Source organism: Oceanospirillum multiglobuliferum, assembly GCF_900167095.1.
GTDB lineage: Bacteria > Pseudomonadota > Gammaproteobacteria > Pseudomonadales > Halomonadaceae > Oceanospirillum > Oceanospirillum multiglobuliferum.
This window is the reverse complement of the sequence record NZ_FUXG01000012.1, coordinates 68,821-92,325: the sequence shown is the minus strand read 5'-3', so window position 1 is coordinate 92,325 and position 23,505 is coordinate 68,821. Positions and strand designations below refer to the sequence as shown.

23 protein-coding genes are annotated in these 23,505 nt (G+C 44.9%); 13 read left to right on the top strand and 10 right to left on the bottom strand.

Annotated features, from left to right (window positions below; all coding sequences use genetic code 11):
• Nucleotides 1-108: 108 nt before the first annotated feature.
• The 4 genes from B5D26_RS09790 (at nucleotide 109) to B5D26_RS09775 (ending at nucleotide 5,187) form a co-directional block, all read left to right on the top strand.
• Complete coding sequence (locus B5D26_RS09790; protein WP_078745557.1) at nucleotides 109-1,995, top strand: methyl-accepting chemotaxis protein; 1,887 nt, start codon at nucleotides 109-111, stop codon at nucleotides 1,993-1,995.
• Between the two features lie 42 nt (nucleotides 1,996-2,037).
• Entirely contained in the window at nucleotides 2,038-2,529 is a 492-nt protein-coding gene (locus tag B5D26_RS09785) for a universal stress protein (RefSeq protein WP_078745556.1), read from the top strand.
• Nucleotides 2,530-2,632: 103 nt separating this feature from the next.
• Nucleotides 2,633-3,508 carry an AEC family transporter gene (locus B5D26_RS09780; protein WP_078745555.1) on the top strand — a complete coding sequence of 292 codons (876 nt, stop codon included), beginning with the start codon at nucleotides 2,633-2,635 and terminating at the stop codon, nucleotides 3,506-3,508.
• Between the two features lie 143 nt (nucleotides 3,509-3,651).
• A complete protein-coding gene (locus B5D26_RS09775; RefSeq protein WP_078745554.1) occupies nucleotides 3,652-5,187 on the top strand; it encodes a DUF3369 domain-containing protein in 1,536 nt (511 codons plus the stop codon).
• Nucleotides 5,188-5,271: 84 nt separating this feature from the next.
• On the opposite strand, the gene fabB is transcribed toward B5D26_RS09775, so the two are convergent.
• Together fabB and fabA are read right to left on the bottom strand one after the other, a co-directional pair.
• Nucleotides 5,272-6,489 (bottom strand): beta-ketoacyl-ACP synthase I, encoded by a 1,218-nt coding sequence (gene fabB, locus B5D26_RS09770; RefSeq protein ID WP_078745553.1) that lies wholly within the window; start codon nucleotides 6,487-6,489, stop codon nucleotides 5,272-5,274.
• A gap of 16 nt (nucleotides 6,490-6,505) precedes the next feature.
• On the bottom strand, nucleotides 6,506-7,021 hold the full coding sequence (gene fabA / locus B5D26_RS09765) for a 3-hydroxyacyl-[acyl-carrier-protein] dehydratase FabA (protein ID WP_078745552.1): 516 nt from the start codon (nucleotides 7,019-7,021) through the stop codon (nucleotides 6,506-6,508).
• A 251-nt stretch (nucleotides 7,022-7,272) separates the two neighbouring features.
• On the opposite strand from fabA, the gene B5D26_RS09760 reads away from it, so the two are divergent.
• Nucleotides 7,273-8,424, top strand: coding sequence for a methyl-accepting chemotaxis protein (locus B5D26_RS09760; protein WP_078745551.1), 1,152 nt, complete (start codon nucleotides 7,273-7,275; stop codon nucleotides 8,422-8,424).
• 101 nt (nucleotides 8,425-8,525) lie between these two features.
• On the opposite strand, the gene B5D26_RS09755 is transcribed toward B5D26_RS09760, so the two are convergent.
• The 4 genes from B5D26_RS09755 to B5D26_RS09740 all read right to left on the bottom strand — a co-directional run bounded on the left by B5D26_RS09755 (nucleotide 8,526) and on the right by B5D26_RS09740 (nucleotide 11,701).
• Nucleotides 8,526-8,756, bottom strand: coding sequence for a hypothetical protein (locus B5D26_RS09755; protein WP_078745550.1), 231 nt, complete (start codon nucleotides 8,754-8,756; stop codon nucleotides 8,526-8,528).
• Nucleotides 8,757-8,863: 107 nt separating this feature from the next.
• Nucleotides 8,864-10,276 (bottom strand): cryptochrome/photolyase family protein, encoded by a 1,413-nt coding sequence (locus tag B5D26_RS09750; RefSeq protein WP_078745549.1) that lies wholly within the window; start codon nucleotides 10,274-10,276, stop codon nucleotides 8,864-8,866.
• Nucleotides 10,263-11,225: a YbgA family protein gene (locus tag B5D26_RS09745; RefSeq protein ID WP_078745548.1), complete on the bottom strand. Its 963-nt coding sequence runs from the start codon at nucleotides 11,223-11,225 to the stop codon at nucleotides 10,263-10,265. Before B5D26_RS09745 ends, B5D26_RS09750 begins: the two co-directional genes overlap by 14 nt.
• Before the next feature lie 95 nt (nucleotides 11,226-11,320).
• Nucleotides 11,321-11,701, bottom strand: coding sequence for a sirohydrochlorin chelatase (locus tag B5D26_RS09740; RefSeq protein WP_078745581.1), 381 nt, complete (start codon nucleotides 11,699-11,701; stop codon nucleotides 11,321-11,323).
• Between the two features lie 110 nt (nucleotides 11,702-11,811).
• Between B5D26_RS09740 and B5D26_RS09735 the strand changes: the two genes are divergently transcribed.
• The 3 genes from B5D26_RS09735 (at nucleotide 11,812) to B5D26_RS09725 (ending at nucleotide 15,205) form a co-directional block, all read left to right on the top strand.
• Nucleotides 11,812-12,708, top strand: coding sequence for a TIGR01777 family oxidoreductase (locus B5D26_RS09735; RefSeq protein ID WP_078745547.1), 897 nt, complete (start codon nucleotides 11,812-11,814; stop codon nucleotides 12,706-12,708).
• Nucleotides 12,709-12,832: 124 nt separating this feature from the next.
• Nucleotides 12,833-14,242, top strand: a complete 1,410-nt coding sequence (locus tag B5D26_RS09730; RefSeq protein WP_078745546.1) for an HD-GYP domain-containing protein — start codon at nucleotides 12,833-12,835, stop codon at nucleotides 14,240-14,242.
• Between the two features lie 162 nt (nucleotides 14,243-14,404).
• Nucleotides 14,405-15,205: a DUF1338 domain-containing protein gene (locus tag B5D26_RS09725; protein WP_078745545.1), complete on the top strand. Its 801-nt coding sequence runs from the start codon at nucleotides 14,405-14,407 to the stop codon at nucleotides 15,203-15,205.
• Between the two features lie 129 nt (nucleotides 15,206-15,334).
• On the opposite strand, the gene B5D26_RS09720 is transcribed toward B5D26_RS09725, so the two are convergent.
• Together B5D26_RS09720 and B5D26_RS09715 are read right to left on the bottom strand one after the other, a co-directional pair.
• On the bottom strand, nucleotides 15,335-15,808 hold the full coding sequence (locus tag B5D26_RS09720; RefSeq protein WP_159445640.1) for a FliG C-terminal domain-containing protein: 474 nt from the start codon (nucleotides 15,806-15,808) through the stop codon (nucleotides 15,335-15,337).
• 18 nt (nucleotides 15,809-15,826) lie between these two features.
• On the bottom strand, nucleotides 15,827-16,690 hold the full coding sequence (locus B5D26_RS09715) for a hypothetical protein (protein ID WP_078745543.1): 864 nt from the start codon (nucleotides 16,688-16,690) through the stop codon (nucleotides 15,827-15,829).
• 249 nt (nucleotides 16,691-16,939) lie between these two features.
• Between B5D26_RS09715 and prfB the strand changes: the two genes are divergently transcribed.
• From prfB to B5D26_RS09690, 5 genes are all read left to right on the top strand, one after another.
• Nucleotides 16,940-18,038 (top strand): peptide chain release factor 2 gene (gene prfB, locus B5D26_RS09710; RefSeq protein ID WP_139776578.1). Its coding sequence is split into 2 segments (ribosomal slippage): nucleotides 16,940-17,014 and nucleotides 17,016-18,038, totalling 1,098 coding nucleotides; the frame shifts between segments, so codons are not numbered across the junction.
• A gap of 113 nt (nucleotides 18,039-18,151) precedes the next feature.
• Nucleotides 18,152-19,675, top strand: a complete 1,524-nt coding sequence (lysS, locus tag B5D26_RS09705) for a lysine--tRNA ligase (RefSeq protein ID WP_078745542.1) — start codon at nucleotides 18,152-18,154, stop codon at nucleotides 19,673-19,675.
• Nucleotides 19,676-19,835: 160 nt separating this feature from the next.
• Nucleotides 19,836-20,204 (top strand): hypothetical protein, encoded by a 369-nt coding sequence (locus B5D26_RS09700; protein WP_078745541.1) that lies wholly within the window; start codon nucleotides 19,836-19,838, stop codon nucleotides 20,202-20,204.
• A gap of 280 nt (nucleotides 20,205-20,484) precedes the next feature.
• Nucleotides 20,485-21,369 (top strand): bile acid:sodium symporter family protein, encoded by an 885-nt coding sequence (locus tag B5D26_RS09695; protein WP_078745540.1) that lies wholly within the window; start codon nucleotides 20,485-20,487, stop codon nucleotides 21,367-21,369.
• 21 nt (nucleotides 21,370-21,390) lie between these two features.
• On the top strand, nucleotides 21,391-22,263 hold the full coding sequence (locus tag B5D26_RS09690; RefSeq protein ID WP_078745539.1) for a potassium channel family protein: 873 nt from the start codon (nucleotides 21,391-21,393) through the stop codon (nucleotides 22,261-22,263).
• A 63-nt stretch (nucleotides 22,264-22,326) separates the two neighbouring features.
• On the opposite strand, the gene B5D26_RS09685 is transcribed toward B5D26_RS09690, so the two are convergent.
• Both B5D26_RS09685 and B5D26_RS09680 read right to left on the bottom strand, forming a co-directional pair.
• Nucleotides 22,327-22,530 carry a PA3496 family putative envelope integrity protein gene (locus B5D26_RS09685; protein WP_078745538.1) on the bottom strand — a complete coding sequence of 68 codons (204 nt, stop codon included), beginning with the start codon at nucleotides 22,528-22,530 and terminating at the stop codon, nucleotides 22,327-22,329.
• A gap of 132 nt (nucleotides 22,531-22,662) precedes the next feature.
• The gene (locus B5D26_RS09680) at nucleotides 22,663-23,481 is read right to left on the bottom strand and encodes a hypothetical protein (RefSeq protein ID WP_078745537.1); all 819 of its coding nucleotides are present in this window, start codon (nucleotides 23,479-23,481) and stop codon (nucleotides 22,663-22,665) included.
• Nucleotides 23,482-23,505: the final 24 nt, after the last annotated feature.

Genomic DNA, 23,505 nt, shown 5'->3' with positions numbered 1-23,505 from the left:
CAGGTCTATGGACAGAACACGGCTCGGTAGCCTTTGCTTTACATAGCAAAGGCTACCTTTAAATAATTACAAAAATACTCTTCCCAAGAAGATTTAGGAGCCCTGACCATGAGCTTGAACCTCTCATTGCGTCAAAAACTGATCGCTGTAGTCCTAGTAGTTGTACTAGGATTTGGAGCGATGGGTTTATATGCCATTCAAAGCTTGAACAGCATGACCGCTGCTTCTGAACGTGTAAGCCAATTAGGGCAAAATGCACAGACAGTCTCCTCACTAGAGGTACAGCTGTTAAAGTTCGCCAAGCAGCGTGACAGTGCAAGCAGCGAAAATATAGCCGAGATTGACAGCACAATTATTGGCTTAAAACAAACGGCTGTAGCACAGCTTGCAGGTGTTAAAAACCAGCTACAAGATCCTAAAGCAAAAGCCCTATTAGCCGATGCTGAAGCCGCACTAACCCCTTACCTCAATCAACTGGCAGATTGGGTAGCATTACGTAAATCATTAGGACTGAATACAAAATCTGGTGCATTAGGCCAAGCGGAAAAAACAGCCGCAGCCTTAATGAGTGAAATTGAAGTATTTGGCTCTTTTGGTGCGCGCCTAAGAGAAGTACGTGCAGCGGAAAAGGACTTCATGATTTATCCTGACGATGCACATAAAACCGTTACGCTTAATATTTTGAAGCAACTGCGTACAGATATTCAGGCAATGGCCTTTGACGATATCTTTTTCCCTTTTGTTGATAAATATGAGACGGCGCTGAAAGAGGTGATCAACCTACGCCAAAGTATGGCGCTACTTGATCAACAGTTGACGCAATCTCGTGAGCAAGTCTCTAAACATATTCAGAGTAGCGCAGACTATCTACAGAGCAACCTGCTAAACGCGGCACAAGCAAATGCAAAAGCAGCGGCAGAAGCTGCACGCTGGTCAATTATGCTGGGTAGCTTAGTACTTGCTGCTGTAATTGGTTTAATTGTTTCATCAGTTGCCCTGTCAATAACGCGCAACATGAATCGCACCATTGCCGCATTAAATGAGATTGCTGCGGGTAATCTCACCAGCAAAATGGATCTGCGAGCAGATCGAAATGATGAATTTACCCAGCTCGCACGTGCGACCAATACCATGACGGATGGCTTGCACGATGTGATCAGCCACTTGGTACAGAGTAATGCCGAGCTAAAACAAACCGCAGATGCGATGGATCTCTCGGTGCAGCAAATTGCACAAGGTAGCCAATTGATCAGCGACAAGAGCAGCTCTCTAGTAGCCGCTACAGAGGAAATTAGCGCGACAGCTGACCAAGTAGCGGAAACCACTCAACACGTCAGTGACTCCGCTCAGGCAGCCTTTAACACTGCCCACCAAGGTGCGAAAGTAATCAGCCAAGCCATTCAAGCTCTCGCCGACGTAGCAGAAGTGGTTGAAGATACCAGTCAATCAGTTGAACAGCTGGGTTCACGCTCTAAAGAGATCGACATGGTGATCGACTTAATCGTGGGCGTGGCAGAGCAAACCAATCTATTGGCGTTGAACGCTGCTATTGAAGCTGCTCGTGCTGGGGAAGCAGGGCGCGGTTTTGCTGTAGTAGCCGACGAGGTGCGCACGCTGGCCTCGCAAACCGTAAAAGCCACCTCCGAGATTACCGACAAAGTTGAAGCGATTCAAAAAGACACTCGCCAACTGATAGACGCAATGAGCCGCAGCAAAGAACGTGTTGAGCAAGGCCGTATGCTGGGTGATCAGGCAGTGGTAGCTGTGCGAGAGATCGAACAACAAACTCGTGATGCCGCAGGGCAAACGCAAGAAATTATGGCTGCTGTAAAAGAGGTGGCGCAAACCACTGCTCAAATGGCACGTGACATGGACGGTATCTCCGCCGAGATCAACCAGAATCACCAAGCTACCAGCAGTATTCTATCTGCAAGCCAAGCGGTACATAAACGTGCAGAACAACTGGAAGTGTTAATTAAACGCTTCCGTACCTAGTTAAGACTTAACCCAAGTACTCTGTGATTGAAAAGGTGATTTATGCTTCCGGAAATTAAAACCATTGTATACGCAACCACTTTAGGCGCGAATACAAGGCCAGTGTTTCGTCATGCGGTAAAACTCGCTCACAGCTATCAAGCCCGTATCATCATGGTACATGCGCTAGAACCTGTGAGTGAGTTTGGCCATGCGATTATTGAGCACTATCTACCGAAGGAAGCTTTATCTGAAATTCATGAGCAAGGCATGGCGCGCGTGTTAGATAGCATGCAGCAACGTGTTGAACGCTTTCGTGATGAAGAGTTGGCTCACCTTTCAGAAGAAGAGCAGCTGCAAGTTAAGTTAGTGGTACAAGAAGCTAATCCTGCTGAACTGGTACTGAAAACGGCTGAAAAAGAGCAAGCAGATCTGATTGTGATTGGTTCGCATAGCCATCATGGTCTGTTCGGACAAAAACTACTAGGCGATACCGCGCAACAAATCAGTCTGCACAGTAAGGTTCCTGTGTTACTAGTACCAAACGATCAGTAGTAATCCTTGCTTAATAAAACCTAATATACCTAACCCAATAAGGGAGCTATTAGCTCCCTTATTGGATTTTGGCCACTTGGCACTCTTTCGCAAGGATCTGATAGTGTTAATCGAAAAACTGATGTTAACCGTGTTCCCTTTATTTGCAGTTGTCGCTGTTGGTGCATTTTATGGTCGCTGGAAGCATACCGACATTTCTGCCGCCAACCGCATGAATATGGATGTGTTTGTACCTGCGTTGGTATTTTCAGTTTTAGCCGATAAGTCCTTTGACTTGGTTGCCTATCAAGATTTGGCGCTAGCTGCTGCTTTAGTGGTCTTAGGTTCCGGTATTATCCTTTTGCCTTTGGTGCGTTTTTTAGGCTGGAATTTAAAAACCTTTATCCCGCCGATGATGTTTAACAACTCTGGCAATATGGGTATCCCCCTTGTTGTACTGGCTTTTGGTGAAGCTGCGCTGCCTGCTGCGGTAATGGTGTTTATTGTTGAGATGTTACTGCACTTTAGTGTGGGGATTTATATTCTTGACCACAGAACCAAACTCAGCGCTATGTTGAAAATGCCCGTGGTACAAGCGACTATTTTAGGTTTTACATTCAGTTTGATGGGGTGGTCATTACCGCAACCTATTGCCATTCCAATGGATATGCTAGGACAGATCTCTATTCCATTGATGCTATTCACACTAGGTGTACGTTTACTCTCTGTTGATTTGTCTGACTGGAAAATTGGTCTTACAGGCGCAATTCTATGTCCATTATCGGGCTTGCTTATGGCTGGCTTGGCAACCCTAATTTGGTCATTTGATAGCCAACAGCTAGCTGTACTGCTAATTTTTAGCGTATTGCCACCTGCCGTATTGAACTACATGGTAGCTGAGCAGTACCAACAAGAGCCTGCAAGAGTGGCATCAATTGTACTACTCGGTAACTTTGCCAGTGTGCTAACTTTACCAGCAGTGTTAGCCTTTGTTTTGTAAATAAAAAAATACCAGCAATATTGATAAACAAATAATAATTAATTCGTTTTTTTACAGCATTTCTCCCCTATTTGCTGGTGATATAAGTTAATTTGGTTTATAGATTAGTAATCTGTAAGCAATATTTTAGGAGGCGTATCAGGATGCTATTTAAGCAAGAAGACGCTGTCATAATTGAAGATCAGTTACCTCCGTGGAAAATACTGATTGTTGATGATGAGCCAGACATTCATACCGTTACTAAAATGTCGTTGCGCAAATTCCGTCTGAATGATCGCGGCCTTGAGTTTCTACATGCTTATTCAGGTACTGAAGCCAAACAGATCATGGCAGAACATCATGATATCGCCGTGATCTTTTTAGACGTTGTGATGGAAACTGATGACGCAGGCCTACAAGTAGCCAAACATGTACGCGAAGATCTTGGTAATCAATTCACTCGCATCGTGTTACGTACAGGTCAGCCCGGACAAGCACCAGAAAGTCGAGTCATCGTCGAATATGATATCAATGATTACAAAGAAAAAACCGAACTCGACAATAACAAACTATTCACCACAACTTATGCAGCTTTACGCGCCTACCGTGATATAGAGTTAGTTGATGAAGCGCGCCGTTATCAAATCCGTAGCCGTAAAGGTCTAGAACGTGTTCTACATGCCTCTGCGAGTTTATTTGAGCAGCGTTCACTAAAAGAATTTGCCAGTGGTTTACTACTACAAATAGCCTCGCTTTTGCATATTAGCGAAGATAGTGCACTGTTACAGATGGATGGGCTCTCTGGCCTGCAAGGCCGTAACTCGGATGATCTAGACATACTGGCCTCAACAGGCAGCCTACAAGGCTGTGTAGAAATGCCAGCAGAAGTGGTTCAACGCATTCATACAGTGATGCAAAGCCAAAAAAGCCAAGTCATTGATGGCAGTTTTATTGGCTACTTCCCTAGTAAGCAAGACAAGGTGACCCTGCTCTATATCAAAGGCGTTAACCACATAGATGAACTTGATCAACAGTTACTAGATATTTTCTCAACCAACGTCAGTATCGCCTTTGAGAATCTGTTGCTTGATAAAGAGATTGAGGATACTCAAGCAGAACTGATTCACCGCCTAGGTGATGTAGTCGAGAATCGCTCAAAAGAAGCCGCTAACCATGTGGTGCGAATGGCTGAGTTCAGCTACATCTTAGGCAAAGCTTATGGCCTTAGTGAATCAGAGGCACTGTTGCTGAAAAAAGCTTCTCCTATGCATGACTTAGGTAAAATTGGCATTCCCGACTCAGTATTACTCAAAGCAGGTAAACTAGAGGGTGAAGAGTGGGAAGTAATGAAATCTCATGCTCGCTTAGGTGCAGAGATGTTAGCGGGTTCAACACGCCCACTGTTACACACGGCGGCTATCATCGCTGAACAACACCATGAACGCTTTGATGGCACGGGTTACCCAAAAGCGCTTTCCGGTAAAGATATTCATGTTTACGCCCGTATAGTCGCCATTGCCGATGTGTTTGATGCTTTAATCCATAAACGTTGCTACAAAGAGCCTTGGCCGCTTGAGAAGGTGCTTACGTTGATGGAGGAAGAGAAAGGTAGACATTTCGATCCTGAACTGGTGGATCTGTTCTTGGCCAATTTGGATCAAATCAACGCCATTCGAGCGCAATATCCTGATACTTACTGATGACCTATCAATACATTCTCTAGGCGTAAAAAAACCGCATCCTAATCAGATGCGGTTTTTTTTGAAGCTAAAACGCTAGGTGTATTAGCCTTCGTAACGCTGGAACACCAGTGTTGCGTTAGTGCCACCAAAACCAAAGCTGTTTGACATCACACGGTTCAGTTTCACGCCCTCACGGATCTGAGTCACGATATCCAAACCTTCCGCTTCAGGATCTAAGGTTTCAACGTTAGCAGAAGCCGTGATGAAATCATTTTGCATCATCAGCAAGCTGTAGATCGCTTCTTGTACGCCAGTTGCGCCTAAAGAGTGACCTGTCAACGATTTGGTTGAGCTCATCGCTGGAGACTTATCACCAAACACTGCACGTACCGCTTTCAGCTCAGCTACATCGCCCACAGGTGTAGAAGTACCGTGGGTATTGATGTAATCAATATCGCCTTCTACAGTTGACATCGCTTGTTGCATACAACGCTGTGCGCCTTCACCAGAAGGTGCCACCATGTCGTAACCATCAGAGGTTGCGCCATAGCCCACGACTTCGGCGTAGATTTTTGCACCACGGGCTTTCGCGTGCTCTAACTCTTCTAGCACGAGCATACCGCCACCGCCTGCGATCACAAAACCATCACGGTTTGCGTCATAAGCACGAGAGGCTTTGTCAGGTGTTTCGTTGTATTGCGTTGACAAGGCGCCCATCGCATCAAACAAGCAGCTCAGAGTCCAATGCTCTTCCTCACCACCACCTGCAAACACCACATCTTGTTTGCCCAGTTGGATCTGTTCAACGGCAGCACCAATACAGTGGGCGCTGGTTGCACAAGCAGAAGAGATGGAATAGTTCACGCCCTTAATTTTGAAAGGGGTGGCCAAACAAGCCGATACTGTACTGCCCATAGTGCGAGTCACACGATAAGGACCTACACGACGCAAACCTTTATCACGTAAAATGTCAGCGGCTTCTACTTGGTCAGCAGAGGATGCACCACCAGAACCCGCAATCAAACCTGTACGCACATTCGACACTTGGTCTTCAGCTAAGCCTGAATCTGCAACCGCTTGCTGCATAGACAGATAAGCGTAACCGGCAGCATCACCCATAAAACGCTTTAATTTACGGTCAATCAGTTCATCAAGGTCGATGTTAACTGAGCCAGACACATGACTGCGAAAACCACGGTCACGATACTCTTCGTTAAACTTGATGCCAGAGCGACCTAAACGCAAAGACTCAAGCACAGTGCTCACATCATTGCCCAGACAGGACACGATACCCATACCGGTTACAACTACACGTCTCATGCTATGCCCTCAGAACTTAGAAGTTATCTGTTGAAGTAAACAAACCTACACGCAGATCTTTTGCGGTATAGATTTCACGACCATCAACAGAAACAGAACCGTCTGCGATACCCAGACAAAGTTTGCGAGAGATCACACGCTTCATCGTGATTTTATAAGTCACTTTTTTCGCAGTTGGCAAAATCTGCCCCGTAAACTTCACTTCACCGCTACCTAACGCACGACCTTTACCTGGGTTGCCAATCCAACCAAGGTAGAAACCTACCAGCTGCCACATTGCATCCAAGCCTAAGCAACCCGGCATTACAGGATCACCTGGAAAGTGGCAAGCGAAGAACCAAAGATCAGGCGTGATATCCAGTTCAGCGATGATTTCGCCTTTACCGTGCTCACCACCATCATCAGTGATGCTCACAATACGGTCTAGCATAAGCATGTTTGGTGCAGGTAATTGAGCGTTACCTGGGCCAAAAAGCTCCCCTTGGCTGCATTGCAGCAATTCTTCACGGCTGTATGAATTTTGCTTGGTCACAGAAAAAATCCAGTGGTTGTTATTCGATTTCTGTCATAAATAATCGGGCATAGTCTAATTGTTGCGTGCTGATATTGCACGTTTGCAAGCTTAATAAATATTCACAAAGTGGCTATAACCACACCTAGGACAATTTTATAGGCAGTATATAGAGCTAGCTCTGATATAATTTTTTAAGTTTTAGTGGAACGCAAAAAGCTTGGCGATTGCCGCCAAGCCATGCGAGTGCAAATCAGAGCACAGGGTGCATTATGAACGAATCTTTATCAGCCTCACAGAAAAGAGCTTCAGGCAGAAAACTACACAGTGCCTTTGGCAGAACTTTAATCTCTACGCTGTTAGCCACTCTATTTTCTTTAATTTGTATTTTTTTTGTCGAAGATCGCAACCTATTGGCATTCTTAGTCGGCTGTTTTGGTTTTATAGCACTTGCAACGCAAAACGCACTCCTTCAGCCATTGAAGCAGCTATTTTGTAAAGCGCTGGCGATTGTTGATAAAGCGCCAGCTAATCAAAGTGAGCTTTCTCATAGCAATGAAATAGGCATTATTGATCAAGCCTTACAAGTACAACAGTTACAACTTGAGCAACTTCAGAATGACCAACGAATAGTGGCAGAAAAAGTCGCACTCACTGTTAACAAAATTGAGCAATCTCATCTTGAATCTACCAAACACCAAGATAAAACACCGCCTTTATCAAAAATTGTGCAAACTGCTCAAAATCAACTGCATGATGCTGCACAAATAGAACATCAATTCGAATCTCTAAGTTTACAACTCAGTAGCGCGCAAACTCACATTATTGAGGGTGAGCAGAGTGTTAAAACCAGTGTTTTACAAATTGGTGAACTGAACCAAAATATTGAACAAGCCGCAGAGACGATACAGCTATTACAAGCTGAGGCCGCATTAGTCGCACAGACTGTACAAAGTATTACCGAAGTGGCAGACCAAACTAATCTTCTGGCTTTAAATGCTGCGATTGAGGCCGCAAGAGCTGGAGATTCTGGACGAGGTTTTGCAGTTGTAGCAGATGAAGTACGTCAACTGGCCATTAAAACGCAAAAAGCAACGGAGCAAATTGTTCAGCGTATTGCACAAATTGAGAAATTCATTGATGCAACAGACCAGGCGATGCAGTCGAGCCAACACAAAGTACAAAGCAGTAGCGATCAAATCACCAATACGCAGCAACTTGTACAAGGGCTATGCAGCGCGTTGAATCAATTGTCTGAGCAAAACCAACAGCTGCAACAGCAACAGCAACAACAGAGCAACGCGTACCAACACTTATCCAATGAGTTAGAAGCGTTAGACAGCGCTGCAAAAACAGTACAGCACTCAGGTGGACAAACACCGCTAGCAGAACAGTTGGCCGAGCTTAAAAAGCTTTTAACCTAATCATCATTGTTCTAGAAAATACTCAGCAGTGTCAGGCAGGTGTGTGGTCGGATTTTGGGTTTATGTCTTGAGGATAGAGTGCATGCGGTTAGCTGCAGCACTTAAGCAGTCACACACAACGCCGTATCAGCACTGAGTAATCTGCGCTTTCTTCTACGTTTCAGCAAATCCGCATTACTTTTGATGGTCACTCGACAAACTTTAAGTCTGCTTTGCAGTTCTAAAAGGTGGTCAATCAAGCCCTGATTCAGCTCGATTGACCGTTTTAGACCCACTCTTTGTTTTTCATTATCCAAACTAAGATCAAGACATTGAGTGTTCGAAGTCATCATGTCGTCACCTTTCTAACCGATCAAAAAAATTTCCGTCATTGGATACGCCCATTAGGCATTTGATCTGTTAAACAAAAATGACAACGTTATGGCAGAAATATGATGACTCATTGCAGTGCTTTAAACCGCGCCATCATTCGGTCTTTACCTATTTTAAGATCTGTCATTGGTGCGGGATAATTTTCTACGTAGCCCTTGGGCTGAATACGCTGTTTGGCTGGTAGATGGGCCAACTCTGGTACAAAGCGTGCGATAAACTCGCCTTGACCATCAAAGCGCTCTGCTTGTCGGTAGGGGCTGAGTAATCGAAAATAAGGCACTGCATCAGTGCCTGTCGAAGCCGCCCATTGCCAGCCGCCGTTATTTGAGGCTAAGTCAGCGTCAATTAAATGCTGCATAAACCAGCGTTCACCCTCCCGCCAGTCGATCAGTAAATACTTGCTGAGAAACACCGCCACTAACATTCTCAGCCGATTATGCATCCAGCCTGTTGTCAGCAGTTGGCGCATGGCAGCATCTACCAGTGGGAAGCCCGTTTGCCCCTGCTGCCAGCGCGTCAACGCCTCGGCATCCTGTCGCCACTGAATATGCTCTGTGACAGGTTTAAAGGCACGGTAGCGGCATAGTTCAGGGTTTAGCACTAAGAGGTGCCGGTAAAACTCACGCCAAATCAGTTCATCTTGCCAACATTGCGCAGAGGCCGCTTGCGCCGGATTACTGATTTTAATCTGCTGCGCTTGAAGCCAACAGCGGCGAATAGAAAGTTTACCTGTGGCTAAATAATGAGAAAGTTGGCTCGTACCCTGCTCATTTGCAGGATAATCACGTTGAACCTCATACAGACCAATAGCCTCACCCGTAAAACACTCCAGTTGATTTAGAGCCTCTCGTTCAGAAGCTGACCAGCGCTGCTGAATCACATCAAACTCAGGTTGTAATTGAATCAGCGGCAAGCCATCTAACAGGCAATTAAGCTCAGGCTTATTCTGTATGCTAGGTGCAGGTAAACTTTGTATTGGCTGTTGCTCAATACGCTGCACAATCTGCTTACGAAAAGCACTGTAAACCCGATACGCTGTGCCATCGGGTTTTAAAACTTGCCCTAATGGCAGTAAGCTTTGATCATGAAAAAACTGGCAACTAATGCCTTGCTCTAAGCAGGCTTTTTGAACACCTAAATCCCGCTGGCGCTCGTTCAACTCAGGCTCTTCATTGGCAAATAACTGGGCGATACCCAAACGCTGACAAAGGTTGATCAATAGGCTGCCCTGCTGCCGAAAATCATCTGCCTCTAATATCAACAGTGGAATATTAAGCTGCTGTAGCTCAGTTTGCAGATCAAGCACCGAACGCTCGGTATAACGAATACGGTTATACCCCCAATCATGCTGTAACCACTGCTGTTTAGGTCGCAGGAAACAGGCTATAACCCCGCCCTGTTGACAGGCACTAAACAGCGCGGGGTTATCATCTAAGCGTAAGTCGGCACGAAACCAAACAAGGGTTTTAACCTGCATCATGTAGCGCCAAAGGTTCTGGATAGGGGAATAGGTAACGCAAGTTACCGCTGTAACTACAGCCGTGCACTTCAAATAAGTGACGCATTAACACTAAAGGCGCAATCAGCGGAATCAATCCGGTACGGTACTGGTCAATGGTGTTGCTTAACATCTGTCGCTCAGTGCTATTCAGTGCTGTTTTAAGATAGCCTTGCATATGCATCAAAACATTGGTGTGGTTTTTACGGGTTGCTGGCTGCTTTAATATCGCCATAAACTGCGGTAAATATTCATCGGCCATCTGCGCCACATTCTGCTTATTAACCCCTGCTAACCATTTACCCAAGGTGCGGTAGTCTTGCTGATTGTGCGCCATCAACAGCGGTTTATATTGAGTGTGAAAATCCAGCAGTGTTTTGGCGGTAATACCGTCTTTTACCAATTGTTGCCAGCTGCTATAAGCGTAAACACGGGTTAAAAAGCTTTCACGCAAAACAGGGTCATTTAAGCGTCCTGTTTCTTCCACAGGTAGGTGTGGATAAGTTTTCATCAGCGTTTCTGCGAAAACCCCAGCACTGGAGATATCTGAACGATAGCCATTGCTACGATACACTTTCACCCGTTCCATACCGCAGCTGGGCGATTTTCCTAGCAGAATATAACCACTAATCTGCTCAAGCCTCTGTACCGCGCGCTCACTAAACTGCGTTAGCACTTCAGTATAGTCATGGTCGCTGCGTGTGCCTCGAACTCTAATTTCATCATCAAGATTCACGAGTCGAATAGGCTCACGAGGACTACCCATACCTGCACCCATTTCAGGACAGATCGGCAAATAACTGACGTATCGACCTAAAATATCAGTGCAGTAATGTGCTTGTTTATGGCCGCCATCAAAGCGCACTTGATCGCCCAATAAACATTGGCTAATACCCAGTTGAATCTTATGTTCTGGAAAACTGTATGGCATAAGTCAGGTACTCCATCATTTAGGTGATCCATTTGTTTTAACTTGGCTTTTTCGTATTCACATCTTCACATCAAGTTGTACGTATATAGATAAAGTTAGTTTGCATCTAAATCTAGGGCAACTTCTACCAAAGCCTGCACCAATTTATGATGTACGCCCACAGGGGGATGTAGCTTAATCGTCAGTTGTGGATATTGCTGCTCAAGCTGTTCAATTTGCTGAGGAACATCTTGTCTTAAATGCCGACCCGCAGCAAAGAATAGCGGTAATACGTCTATCTGGCAGGTTTGCTCTGGGTTTATCTGTTCTGCAATAGTCGCCAGCGATGGCTCGCAAAGCTCCATATAGGCCAATATCACAGGTAGCGACTGACTGGCTTGAATTTGCTGTTTAATCAGCTGAAATGGCTCCTGCCACTTAGGGTCTCGGCTACCATGCGCAAGTAAAACCAATAGTCGTTTAGGTTGATTTATCATAATAAACTCAATAACAGCGTAATGTATTTCCAATACAAAAAGATCCAATCTAGACGATACTGACTTATAAGAGACTTATTACAACTCTCTTTTTAAGGGCAGGATCAGCCATGAACATACTCATTTCAGGTGGTACAGGCTTTATCGGTAAAGCACTATGCCAGCACTTTTTAGCTCAAGGCCACAGTTTATACGTGATTAGTCGACAACCAGATCAGGTCAATCACTTATTTGGACAGCCTGTTATGGCAGCTAAAGATCCCATGGTTTGGCTTAATCAGCCTATGGATGTTGTTATCAACTTAGCAGGTGCGCCAATTGCGGATGCACGCTGGAGCGAGACTAGAAAAAACCTACTGTTAGACAGCAGAATTAGCCCTACTCGCCAACTCATTAACTATATGCAGCAAGTGGTACAGAAGCCCAAAGTATTTATCAGCGGCTCTGCTATAGGTATTTATGGTGCTCACGGCAGTGAGCCTGTGCCTGAATCTGGAACTTGTCATGATGATTTTGCCCATCGACTCTGCCTACAGTGGGAAGCTGAAGCGTTGGCGGCAAACACAATGGGCATTAGAACCTGTTTGCTTAGAACGGGATTGGTACTGGCCCATGATGGCGGTATGTTAAGTCGCTTGTTACCTATTTTTAAACTAGGATTGGGCGGAAAAATAGGTTCAGGGCAACAGTATATGCCGTGGATTCACCGAGAGGACTTGATCAATATTATCCAATACCTAATAGAGCAAAAAGATTTAGATGGTGCGGTTAATGCCACTGCCCCACACCCTGTCAGCAATGCCGTCTTCAGTAGAGTTTTAGCCTCATCATTAAATCGACCGCTACTGCTACCTGTACCTGCATTTATACTGAACCTAGCTTTGGGTGAGATGGCAGAAATGCTATTGAATGGGGCAAATGTAGTGCCTGCACGTTTACTGGAGCATGGATTTACATTTCGTTATAAAACGTTAACAACAGCGCTACAAGAAATTAACACTCGTTAATGTAAGATTTAATAAACACTATTAAATTACGGGCGCTTTGCAAATAGCCTGTATTTGTTATGATGCAGACTGTCCTTGCGCGATAATACGTTGTTTGCGCTTCCAATTTTCAGGGGTTTTCTTGATGGCCGATGTGTCGACTGAATATCAACTCAATCAAACAGATGAGTACGTCAACCATCTTGCCAAAGTGGAAGAAACCAACGCTGCCAAAGCATCTGAAAATATTTACAATGACCAAGGGGTATTATTGCTGGCTAAAGGTGCCACTATTACCGAAAAGGTCGCCGGATTACTGATTCAGCATCAGTTGAAAAAAGAGCTGGATCAAACCATTCACGTCTCAAATTCGTTGACTGTTTATGACATTCTCAATCAAATTTTAGAGCTGGTTGAGAGCAACTCAGAGTTAAACTTGCTCCATCAACAGATGGATTTTGAGGTTACACTACGCCAATTACTCTTCACCAAGCCAATTCCATCACAAATCTTACAGCGCTTAACTGTAATGAGCAGAGTGATGCCAGAGGTTTACCAGCGCAGTTTATTCTCTGCTTGGTTTACGCCCTTAATTGCTAAGCGTATGAATGTACCAAGCCATTCTTTTTTCTCGGCATTTTCAGCTGGCTTAGCGCATGATATAGGCTTAATGCATATAGAGGTTGAAGCAGCCACAGCAAGGCATAGCCTAACTTATCAACAATGGCGTGCGGTGAAGACACACCCTATTGTCGGACGTATTATCCTAGAAAACCGTAAAATTTATGACTTAGATACCCTAGATGCCATAGCGGATCACCATGAGCGATCTGATCGGTCTGGCTATCCAGCCGTTAAAGCTGGCAAGCAAATTAACTGGCTAGCCTCCATTGTGGCGTTGAGCGACCAGCTTTTTGAAATCTATTTTGATCCTGAGTACGGTCGTAAAAGCCTACAGGCCTGGATTCCTTTTTTAGAGGTTAATCCGGCTACATTTGGCACAAAGCTCTCTGATACTGTTTTAGGTTTGTTAAAAGACCCGCATATCTCCTCCCATATCACATCAGACCCAGACTTAAAGCCAGACCTTAAGAAAATTACCTCTGACAATACGCAAGTAAGCGCATTATTTTCAGTTGCCGCAGAGATAAATGACATCGCCACTCACTATCCTCGCTCACGTTTAGCAAGAGGCATCACTGATCTGATTGCTCAGTTGCGTTGGGTGCAAGACTCCGCAGGTTTAGGGTCAGATCATTTACAGGAGTGGCTAGAGTGGAGCCAGAAAAATCCTGACACTAATGACAACATTGAGTTGGTTGAAATTGGTGAGCTACTGGCTGATCTACGCTGGCGCTTTCGTCGACTCTGGTCACTGGCCGTTGAGCTAAGTTGGTCAGCCGTACTCAGTGCAGAGCATCAGACAAGTCTTGAAAAACTATATGCTCAAATTACACCGTATCTGCCATGCCCAGGCCGCTTTGATCTGGAAAGCTTTAGAGCAGAAGCACAGGCAGACAATACAGAGCCAACACCAGCGCCCTCAGAAAGCTAATTTTTCAGCCCCCCCCTATTCTGTTAAATAGTCTATAAGACAATTTTTTCTTACCCTTGACGGTAAGATTAATTGTTTGTCGTAACAGTTTATCCCAGACAAAATCGATTCCCAGAATAGCTTGATCCACATAACAACAATTCAGCTCGGGATATTACAGACATGACTCCACAAGCCTTCTTTGATCAACTTTGGTACAGCTACGTTGAAATCACACCGCAAGCGGATCAAATACGAGACCTTTTCTTAGCAACAGATGCTGAGGTGATTAATGATCATGTGGCGTTCCGTACTTTTGCCGACAGCCCAATAGCGCTGGATAACTTAGAGCCATTTGTGCTTGCTATGGGGTATCAAGTACAGGCCGATTATGACTTTGAAGAGAAAAAACTACGCGCCCGTAGCTTTATTCACTCAGATAGTACTGTACCTAAGATTTTTATCTCTGAACTACAAACACACAAACTCAGCCCAAAACTACAGGCAGTGCTGGGCAAGTATATCGCTCAAATTAAAGCTGAACCCACTGATCACAGTGTGTTCTGGTCTGGCCGCCATTGGCAAACGCCTAGCTTAGAAGACTATCAGTCAGTTGCTGCGGAATCTGAGTATGGCGCATGGCTACTAACAATTGGCTTATGTGTTAATCACTTCACGGTAAGTGTTGAGCAGCTTAACAGCACCAACAGCTTGCAAGAGGTTTTAGACCGCGTTAAAGCAGCAGGTTTTGCAACCAACCTTGCAGGCGGAGAAATCAAAGGTTCGCCAGCTGAATTATTAGAACAAGGTTCTAGCATGGCCGATAAGCAAGAATTTGTTTTTGTAGGTGGAGAAAAGCAGCTTATCCCAACTTGTTTCTATGAGTTTGCCAAGCGTTATCCAGACAACAACGGCAATCTCTATCAAGGCTTTATCGCAGCCAGTGCTGATAAAATATTTGAGTCTACTTTTACAGCAGCTTAACGCAGATAAAATCAAAAAAGGCGTACCCATTGAAGGATACGCCTTTTTGATGCTTCTTTGGTTCATTTCAGCATGGATAGCGAGCCAAGTTTGCATCAGGCTCAGACAGTGAATAACCATGCACAGGTTTTAATAGTATTCACCATTTGGGTCAACTAGCGTAATCACACCGCTATCAATCTGCTTTTCGACCAGCAGAAAGAAGTCACTTAACGCTTTCAGTGCCTCTGGTGGACGAATCACTTGGTTATAAAGCACATCGCCTTGAATCGCTTGCTTATTACGCTTAGTAATGGCAGCCATCAGCTTATGCTCAGACTTAGTGCCTTTTACCACTCGCATCAGGTCAACCAATAGATCTCTAGATGCCGCATGCATCAAGGCTTGTAGACTACGGCTGTCCATATGGACAAGTACCGTGATCAACTTACGGTAGATCATCAAAAAGTTAGGTTCACCTTGCGAAAGTGGTGGATTTAAACCCAGCTGCTCATCTAATTTGCTCAACAGCATCATGGCGTCCACCAGATCTATATTGACGGCAAAAAAGTCCTTTTCAATTCGGTAGTGGTATTCGCCATTGGCTGCAACGGTAAAACTCATAGACATTCCTTCTACTACCTAAATTAAAATAGGGCCAGATGAACCCTTGTCTTTTTTAGACCCTTGGCCAGCCCCTGGTTTGCTTTGTAAGCCCTTTAATACTTCAACGGCTAAATTCACCGTACTTTTCGCCTCAGCACCTGATAGCTGGCTTGGTTTAGCAGGTTTTAGCTTGGCTAAGGTTGGTGCCGGAATAATACGGGTGATCTTATGCGTTAAGTTTTGCTCTGACATCGCTTCACTGATAAACCAAAACTTCGCCAACTCACGAGGCGGAATCTGCTTGCAGATCGCCAGTACTGCTTTTTCTGGCAGGCTGTCAATCTTCTTCAATACTTGGCGAATATAGGGCGCTTCTGCACTGTTTGGCAGTGCGATACCAGAGTTTGCAGTTGCTGCGGTATTAAGTGAATTCAAACGAGGGGGTTTAATCTCACCATCACGGGTCATTCGCTCAATCGTATTTTTTAGACCGTGCAAACGCTGATTCACTTCCCACAAAGGTTTCTGTGGTAGGCGTTCGCCCTCTAAAACAATACGATCAATTTCCCGTCGACCACAGGCTGTTTCCAGTTTAGCAATTAGGCTGTCCATCTGCTTGCGCTGGCATAGACGATAGAGTAGCGCAAAATCAAGCTCTCGTACCAACAACGCTAAATCATTGTCTGTAAAAGCTTCCAGATGAGTTAAAGTAGGCAGCAACGTTTCAAATTCTGCACGTGCCTGATCCCATTTTTGTTTTGGGTGCAGGGCAAAACGGCTCAGTGTGTCGGCCAATGCTTCACGCATCTGTTTGCAGTGCATTTCTGATAAAAGCAGCTGTGTTTGCTCCAGCTGAATTTCAAGACGCTGTCCGCTGATCGGTTTTACCTTGATCTGCATGTGTTCATTCCTGAAAGCGGGTAATTAACGGCTATTTTGCCACGTTGCCATTACCCTGTGTACCAGTGAGTTTCCTAATGCTGTAACAGCATGTATCTATATCAACCCTTTCTGACACAGCTATCAGCAAAAGTCAGGGACTTTTTGTACTTCTGTTAGAGATTCACGAGCACTGTGCTGGTAGGCAGCATGGGGATTGGTTAGAATTCCTCTCTTATTTTTCTGAAGGTTTTGTAGGCTTCAACCCGTATGTTAGAAATAAATCCTATTGTAAATCTCATCAAAGATCTTTCGGAAAGGACTGAAGTCCTGAGGGGGTATCTTTGACTACGCTGAGAAGAAAGATCGCTTAGAGGAAGTTTGCCGTGAACTGGAAGCCCCAGAGGTGTGGAGCGAACCAGAGCGCGCGCAAGCGTTAGGCAAAGAACGAGCCGCGTTAGAGTTGGTGGTTGAAACCATCGACAATATGACGACCGGACTTGTTGACGCTAAAGATCTATTAGATCTCGCCGTTGAAGAGCAGGACGAAAGCACGGTTGAAGAGGTTGAAGCCGAGTTAGACAGCCTAAAATCTCAGCTTGAAAAGCTTGAGTTTCGTCGTATGTTTGCCAACGAAATGGACCCTAGCAACGCTTATCTTGATATTCAGTCAGGTTCTGGCGGCACAGAAGCCCAAGATTGGGCTAATATGATGCTGCGTATGTATCTGCGTTGGGGTGATGATCACGGCTTTAAAACTGAGCTGATTGAAGTTACCGCAGGCGATGTAGCCGGTATCAAAGGTGCCACTATTCGCTTTGAAGGTGAATATGCCTATGGTTGGCTACGTACGGAAACAGGCGTACACCGTTTAGTGCGTAAATCACCGTTTGACTCAGGTGGCCGTCGTCACACCTCTTTTGCCTCTGTGTTTGTGGCACCAGAAGTAGACGATAACTTTGAAATTGAGATCAATCCTGCCGACTTACGTATCGACACCTACCGTTCAAGTGGAGCAGGTGGTCAGCACGTGAACACTACCGACTCAGCGGTACGTATTACTCATGAACCTACAGGCATTGTGGCATCATGCCAGATGGAGCGTTCTCAGCACGCCAACCGTGACATGGCGATGAAGCAGCTGAAAGCTAAGCTCTATGAACTAGAGATGCAAAAGCGTAACGCGGAAAAGCAAGCCCTTGAGGACACCAAGTCAGACATTGGCTGGGGCAGTCAAATTCGCTCTTATGTTTTAGATGATGCCCGTATTAAAGACCTACGCACTGGGGTTGAAACTCGTAATACACAAGCAGTATTAGACGGTGATTTAGACCGCTTTATCATTGCGAGCTTGAAAAAGGGCTTATAGCTTTAATCAAAAAGCTAATATCAACAAGTCCCTATAGATTAAATGCTGAGTGTAAGCTTAGGCGCACTCAGATCAGTTTGATGTTTTGTAATTTTTGAATGGTTGAATAACGCATGACTACTGACTCTCAGCAAGACACTTTGGACAATGCAACCACTGCCGTAGCAGAGGAAAATAAACTGATCGCAGAGCGTCGTGCTAAGTTAAACGCACGCCGTGAAGCAGGTAATGCATTTCCAAATACATTCCGTCGTGATGCGCTAGCCGCACAACTACAGGCTGACTTTGGTGATAAGACCAAGGAAGAGCTGGAGCCGCTGAACCACAAGGTATCAGTTGCAGGCCGTATCATGCGTATGCGTGGCCCATTCATCGTAATTCAAGATATGAGCAGCCAGATTCAGCTGTACGTAGATCGCAAATCACTGTCTGCTGAAGTACAAGACGAGATCAAAAGCTGGGATTTCGGTGACATCGTTGGCGCAACAGGCCCGCTACACAAATCAGGTAAAGGTGACCTTTACGTCTTTATCGAAACTTGTGAGCTGCTGACCAAAGCCCTGCGCCCACTACCGGATAAATTCCACGGTCTAACTGACCAAGAGATGCGTTACCGTCAGCGTTATGTTGACCTGATCATGAACGAAGAGTCTCGTAAAACTTTCCGTATTCGTGCACAGGTGATCAGTGGTATTCGTCAGTATCTGAGCGAACGCGACTACATCGAAGCTGAAACGCCAATGCTGCAAGTGATTCCTGGTGGCGCGTCTGCTCGTCCGTTTATCACTCATCACAATGCGTTAGACCGCGATATGTTCCTGCGTATTGCACCAGAGCTTTATCTAAAGCGTTTGGTTGTGGGTGGCTTTGAAAAAGTATTCGAAATCAACCGTAACTTCCGTAACGAAGGCTTGTCGACCCGTCACAACCCTGAGTTCACCATGTTAGAGTTCTATCAAGCCTATTCAGACTACAAAGATCTGATGGACTTAACAGAGGACATGCTACGTACACTGGCACAGAATATTTTGGGTAAAACCGAAGTGGAATACCAAGGTGACGTGTATGACTTTGGCAAGCCTTTTGTACGCATGAGTATGCGCGAAGCGATTGTTAAACATGGTGATGGCATCACTTTAGCCGACATCGACACGCTAGAAGCGGCCACTGCAACTGCTGAAAAGCTTAAAATCCAAGTAAAACCTATCTGGGGCTTGGGTCGTGTGCAAACGGAGATCTTTGAAGTAGTGGCAGAGCATCTACTGATGCAGCCTACTTTTATCACCGAATATCCAGCGGAAATCTCTCCACTGGCGCGCCGCAACGACGATAACCCATTTATCACAGACCGCTTTGAGTTCTTCATTGGTGGTCGTGAAATCGCAAATGGTTTCTCAGAGTTAAATGATGCAGAAGACCAAGCCGATCGTTTCTCGCAGCAAGTGGCCGAAAAAGAAGCGGGCGATGATGAAGCCATGTATTACGACCATGACTATATCCGCGCTTTAGAGTATGGTTTACCGCCAACTGCAGGTGAAGGCATCGGTATTGATCGTTTGGTAATGTTATTTACCAATGCTCCTTCTATCCGAGACGTGTTGTTATTCCCTCACATGCGCCCTGAAGCAGAAAGCTAAGGGTTTAATCAACCCCAAAAGCTGCTGGCTTTTGGGGTTTTGATTATCTGGTTAATGATTTTGCGGCCAGTGAATATGTTGTACTGATAGATTAAGATTACCCTTTTAGGGTGCTGTTTTTGTTGACTAAGTTTGCAATGAATTACTCCGGAGAAAAACCATGAAGATGCTGAATCGCTCTGCAATCACTGTGAAATTAACACAGGCTTTTGTTGATTGGATTAACGAATTAGATGAAGACAGCGACCAGCTGACACTGGCAGAGGTAAACGAAGAGGCGACGGTTTACCTGATCCCCGAAATTGAAGATGAAGACCAGCTTAATGAAATGTTAGAAGAGTTCTATCTGAACATTTTGGAGAACGAGCTAAAATCATGGGAGGAAGATGAATCACTATGGCCTACCACGCTTGATATGGCACTGTTCCAAGCCTTCTTGCAGATAGACCCTAGTGTGATGGTGTTTGACCTAGACTTTCAAAATAGTCTGCAAGCAGCCAGCATGGATGACCTAGAAGAAGCGCTATAATCTCGCTTTAAGCTGTTGCCTCCAACAGATGTAGTACATTGCATTGATACGCTTCCCTCTCAGAGGGAGGCTTCTATTGCTGATCAACTTATCGTCCTCTTTTCCCTTTTCTCTTTTGGCTCATCGCATATAAGCTCTAACAGTAATGCCTTAGGCTTTGATCTTGCCATTCATTAACAGTTGTCGTTTACTTTGCGGCCTCAGCCTGCTTCTACGCTGGATGCAGCTCTTTTCAATGTTTATCTTTCAATATTAGAACAACCGATTAAAGGATCAAACTATGTCAAATGGCATCCTCTTAAGCGTTATTCTACCCGCAGCACTATTTATTATTATGCTGGGCATGGGTATGACGTTGGTGCGGGCAGATTTTGGGCGAATTTTTCGTCAACCTAAAGCCGTACTAATTGGCCTTGCCGGCCAAATGCTATTAGTACCTATTTTAGCCTTTGTGGTTGTTTCATGGTTTGCGTTACCGCCTGAGCTGGCGGTTGGTTTAATGATTTTGGCTTTTGCACCCGGTGGTGCAACCTCAAATATGATGACCTATTTAAGCCGTGGCGATGTAGCGCTGTCTATCACCTTGACTGCTTTTGCCAGTGTATTAACCCCCTTTACCATGCCTATTTTATCACAGTGGGCGTTAAATCACTGGATGGGTAGTGCGCCTGATATTGAGCTACCTATACTCAAAACCATGATGCAGCTATTTGTAATCACTGTGGTTCCTGTGTCGATCGGTATGTGGCTGCATAAAGCCAAACCGATGTTCGCCGCCAAAGTTGCCAAAGTAGTGAAGCCGTTGTCGATTGGCTTTTTACTTTTTGTGATCAGCGGTATTGTGGTCAAACATTGGGCGCAGATGCCTGAGTTTCTTGCACAAGTTGGCCCCGCAGCCGTGACATTGAATATTTTAGCCCTACTGGCAGGCTATTTACTGGCTAGAATTGTACAAACTAATATACAGCAGCAAATTACCATTGCTCTTGAGGTTGGCGTGCAAAATGGTGGTACGGCCTTAGTTGTCACAGGGGCTATTCTGGGCAATAGCATGATGTCTGTGCCTCCTGTGATTTATGGTATCTTGATGTTGTTTCCTAGCATGACTTTTGGCCTTTGGTATGGCCGTAGGTTATTAAGCCAAGCTGGACTAGCGACTCAGTAAGTTCATTTATAGGGCAGTATTATGGCATTACCCTCTCTAGGTCTGTACTTAGGCTTGGCAGGCGTCGACTCAAACGAAAATGAAAATGCTCTGCGCTGGAGTCGGCGTTTAGAATGGCCGATGCTGTTTCTTGCCCTCTGGATGTTGATCTCGTTTTATCTTAGCTTTGAAGCACACATCAATCCGGCTTTGCATAGAGCCACTGATGTATTTGTCTGGTGCTTCTTTCTAGCTGAAACCCTGTTGTTGCTCGCTCTGGTTGATGATCCTAAACGCTATCTACGTACAAATTGGATGAACCCGCTGATTCTGATATTGGGCGTCTCAGTGTTATGGGGCGACAGCTCTTTTGCCAGCTTTTTACGCTTTTTAAGAGTGGTGCTGATCATCGGTTTATTGCTACCGATGGGGTCTACTGTTAAGGCGATTCTGAAGCAAAATAACTTAGGGACAACCCTGCTAATCAGTAGTTTGTTTATTGGGCTTTCAGGCACTTTAATTTCGTTTATCGACCCCGCTATTGATACCCCTTGGGATGGTATCTGGTGGGCTTTGGTAACGGTTACGACGGTAGGTTACGGCGATGTTGTACCCAGCAGTGTCGCAGGGAAAATTTTTGCAGGTATATTGATTTTATTGGGAATTAGTCTGTTTTCGCTTTTAACCGCAAGCTTTTCAGTCTTCTTTTTAGCCAAAGAAGAAGAGGCGGTCATTGACAAAGAAACAGAGCTACTGGGGCGTATTGATCAGATGGAAAATCGCTTGGGGCGGCTCGAAGATAATATCTGTCGAATGATGGAGTACCAGCGTGAATTAATGCAGCAAATGAGTACTGCAAACGAGATAAAAACTGAAGATAAATCGCGTAACGCAAAGACTGAACAGCCCAATTAAACGTATTATTTAATTGGGCTGAAAATAAACTGACCATTAGTCTATGGTCAATCTTACTAACGACTACACGTCGTCCTCATCATCAAGGTCGAAATCATAGTCATCCTCGATATTTCTTCTCAGTTGACGTTGTTCGAGACGATCCTCAATCATTCTGCGCTTGTCCATCGCATAGTCTCGTTTACCCAGATCAGAATCATCCACATCGTCCTGAGCATCATCGAAAATATCGTCATCTGAATCAAAGGATACGTCTTCACGGCCCATTGATAATACTCTCCAGAAAAAGGTTTATTTGCGAAGCTTATATAAGCCGAAAACTTTTCTGGGTAAAGAAAAAAATACCAGCTTACGCAAATTTCTTAAATCTAGCGATAATCTAGCAATATTTGGTCGACTTTATTCAACGATGAAAGCATCCTCTATATCTTTCTGTTGATAACCATTTGGAATGCTGAATGCACTGGCCGGAATGCTCAGCTTTTTCACCTGCATCAGTTGGTACTCATCCTGCGCACTTATAGGTAACAAGCGCTTCACTGAAACAGGAATTTGCACTTTACTGTTCATCACAAATAGCAACTCTGTGCTATCACCCGGGTTTAACTGTTGATGCACGCTATTAGAAAAGTGGTGAAACGATTCTAAAGTGGCCATTTCTTCTTCAGGAATCCCTGCTTTTTTCGCACTAACCACACAGAGTTGTGCATGCTCTTCAGTATTAATAATCGCCTGAGTTACCGTGCAGTTATAACCGTTTACTTGAGCCTGCACACTTGTCTGCTGGTACTGCACTAAAGCTTTTTCAGGGCCTTGAGCTAGGCTTTTAATCTGCTCTAGGATATCTGCCATTTGCGCTTTTTCTTCTGCTGATGCTGTTTTCATACCGGTTTCCAGCTCAGCGATAATCGCTTTTCGCGTAACTTCAATTTGCTCAGACAAGCTATCAAGGGTTTCACGATCTAAAACGGTGTAGCTTTGGCGTGAGCCATCAACCAATGTCATATGCTGCTGCTCGCTATCAAACAACATAAAGAACTCAGGTGCCATTGGGTTTTCAAAGCGAATATATTGATTTTTCACCAAAATAGTACTTCGATAATCAGGATAGTTCAGCGATTGATAGGTCAAGCTTATATCGGCTTGTACAGATCCAATACTGGTCAAACTGAGGCCAATAGCCGCAATAAGCTGGGCAAAATTTTTACGAATATTCATAATGTAGTCGCATCTCCTTGAGAT

Coding starts and splice junctions, on each gene's coding strand:
- B5D26_RS09790 (WP_078745557.1), top strand. CDS start 109: ATGAGCTTGAACCTCTCATTGCGTCAAAAACTGATCGCTGTAGTCCTA.
- B5D26_RS09785 (WP_078745556.1), top strand. CDS start 2,038: ATGCTTCCGGAAATTAAAACCATTGTATACGCAACCACTTTAGGCGCG.
- B5D26_RS09775 (WP_078745554.1), top strand. CDS start 3,652: ATGCTATTTAAGCAAGAAGACGCTGTCATAATTGAAGATCAGTTACCT.
- fabB (WP_078745553.1), bottom strand. CDS start 6,489: ATGAGACGTGTAGTTGTAACCGGTATGGGTATCGTGTCCTGTCTGGGC.
- B5D26_RS09760 (WP_078745551.1), top strand. CDS start 7,273: ATGAACGAATCTTTATCAGCCTCACAGAAAAGAGCTTCAGGCAGAAAA.
- B5D26_RS09755 (WP_078745550.1), bottom strand. CDS start 8,756: ATGATGACTTCGAACACTCAATGTCTTGATCTTAGTTTGGATAATGAA.
- B5D26_RS09750 (WP_078745549.1), bottom strand. CDS start 10,276: ATGATGCAGGTTAAAACCCTTGTTTGGTTTCGTGCCGACTTACGCTTA.
- B5D26_RS09745 (WP_078745548.1), bottom strand. CDS start 11,225: ATGCCATACAGTTTTCCAGAACATAAGATTCAACTGGGTATTAGCCAA.
- B5D26_RS09740 (WP_078745581.1), bottom strand. CDS start 11,701: ATGATAAATCAACCTAAACGACTATTGGTTTTACTTGCGCATGGTAGC.
- B5D26_RS09735 (WP_078745547.1), top strand. CDS start 11,812: ATGAACATACTCATTTCAGGTGGTACAGGCTTTATCGGTAAAGCACTA.
- B5D26_RS09730 (WP_078745546.1), top strand. CDS start 12,833: ATGGCCGATGTGTCGACTGAATATCAACTCAATCAAACAGATGAGTAC.
- B5D26_RS09725 (WP_078745545.1), top strand. CDS start 14,405: ATGACTCCACAAGCCTTCTTTGATCAACTTTGGTACAGCTACGTTGAA.
- B5D26_RS09720 (WP_159445640.1), bottom strand. CDS start 15,808: ATGAGTTTTACCGTTGCAGCCAATGGCGAATACCACTACCGAATTGAA.
- B5D26_RS09715 (WP_078745543.1), bottom strand. CDS start 16,690: ATGCAGATCAAGGTAAAACCGATCAGCGGACAGCGTCTTGAAATTCAG.
- lysS (WP_078745542.1), top strand. CDS start 18,152: ATGACTACTGACTCTCAGCAAGACACTTTGGACAATGCAACCACTGCC.
- B5D26_RS09700 (WP_078745541.1), top strand. CDS start 19,836: ATGAAGATGCTGAATCGCTCTGCAATCACTGTGAAATTAACACAGGCT.
- B5D26_RS09695 (WP_078745540.1), top strand. CDS start 20,485: ATGTCAAATGGCATCCTCTTAAGCGTTATTCTACCCGCAGCACTATTT.
- B5D26_RS09690 (WP_078745539.1), top strand. CDS start 21,391: ATGGCATTACCCTCTCTAGGTCTGTACTTAGGCTTGGCAGGCGTCGAC.
- B5D26_RS09685 (WP_078745538.1), bottom strand. CDS start 22,530: ATGGGCCGTGAAGACGTATCCTTTGATTCAGATGACGATATTTTCGAT.
- B5D26_RS09680 (WP_078745537.1), bottom strand. CDS start 23,481: ATGAATATTCGTAAAAATTTTGCCCAGCTTATTGCGGCTATTGGCCTC.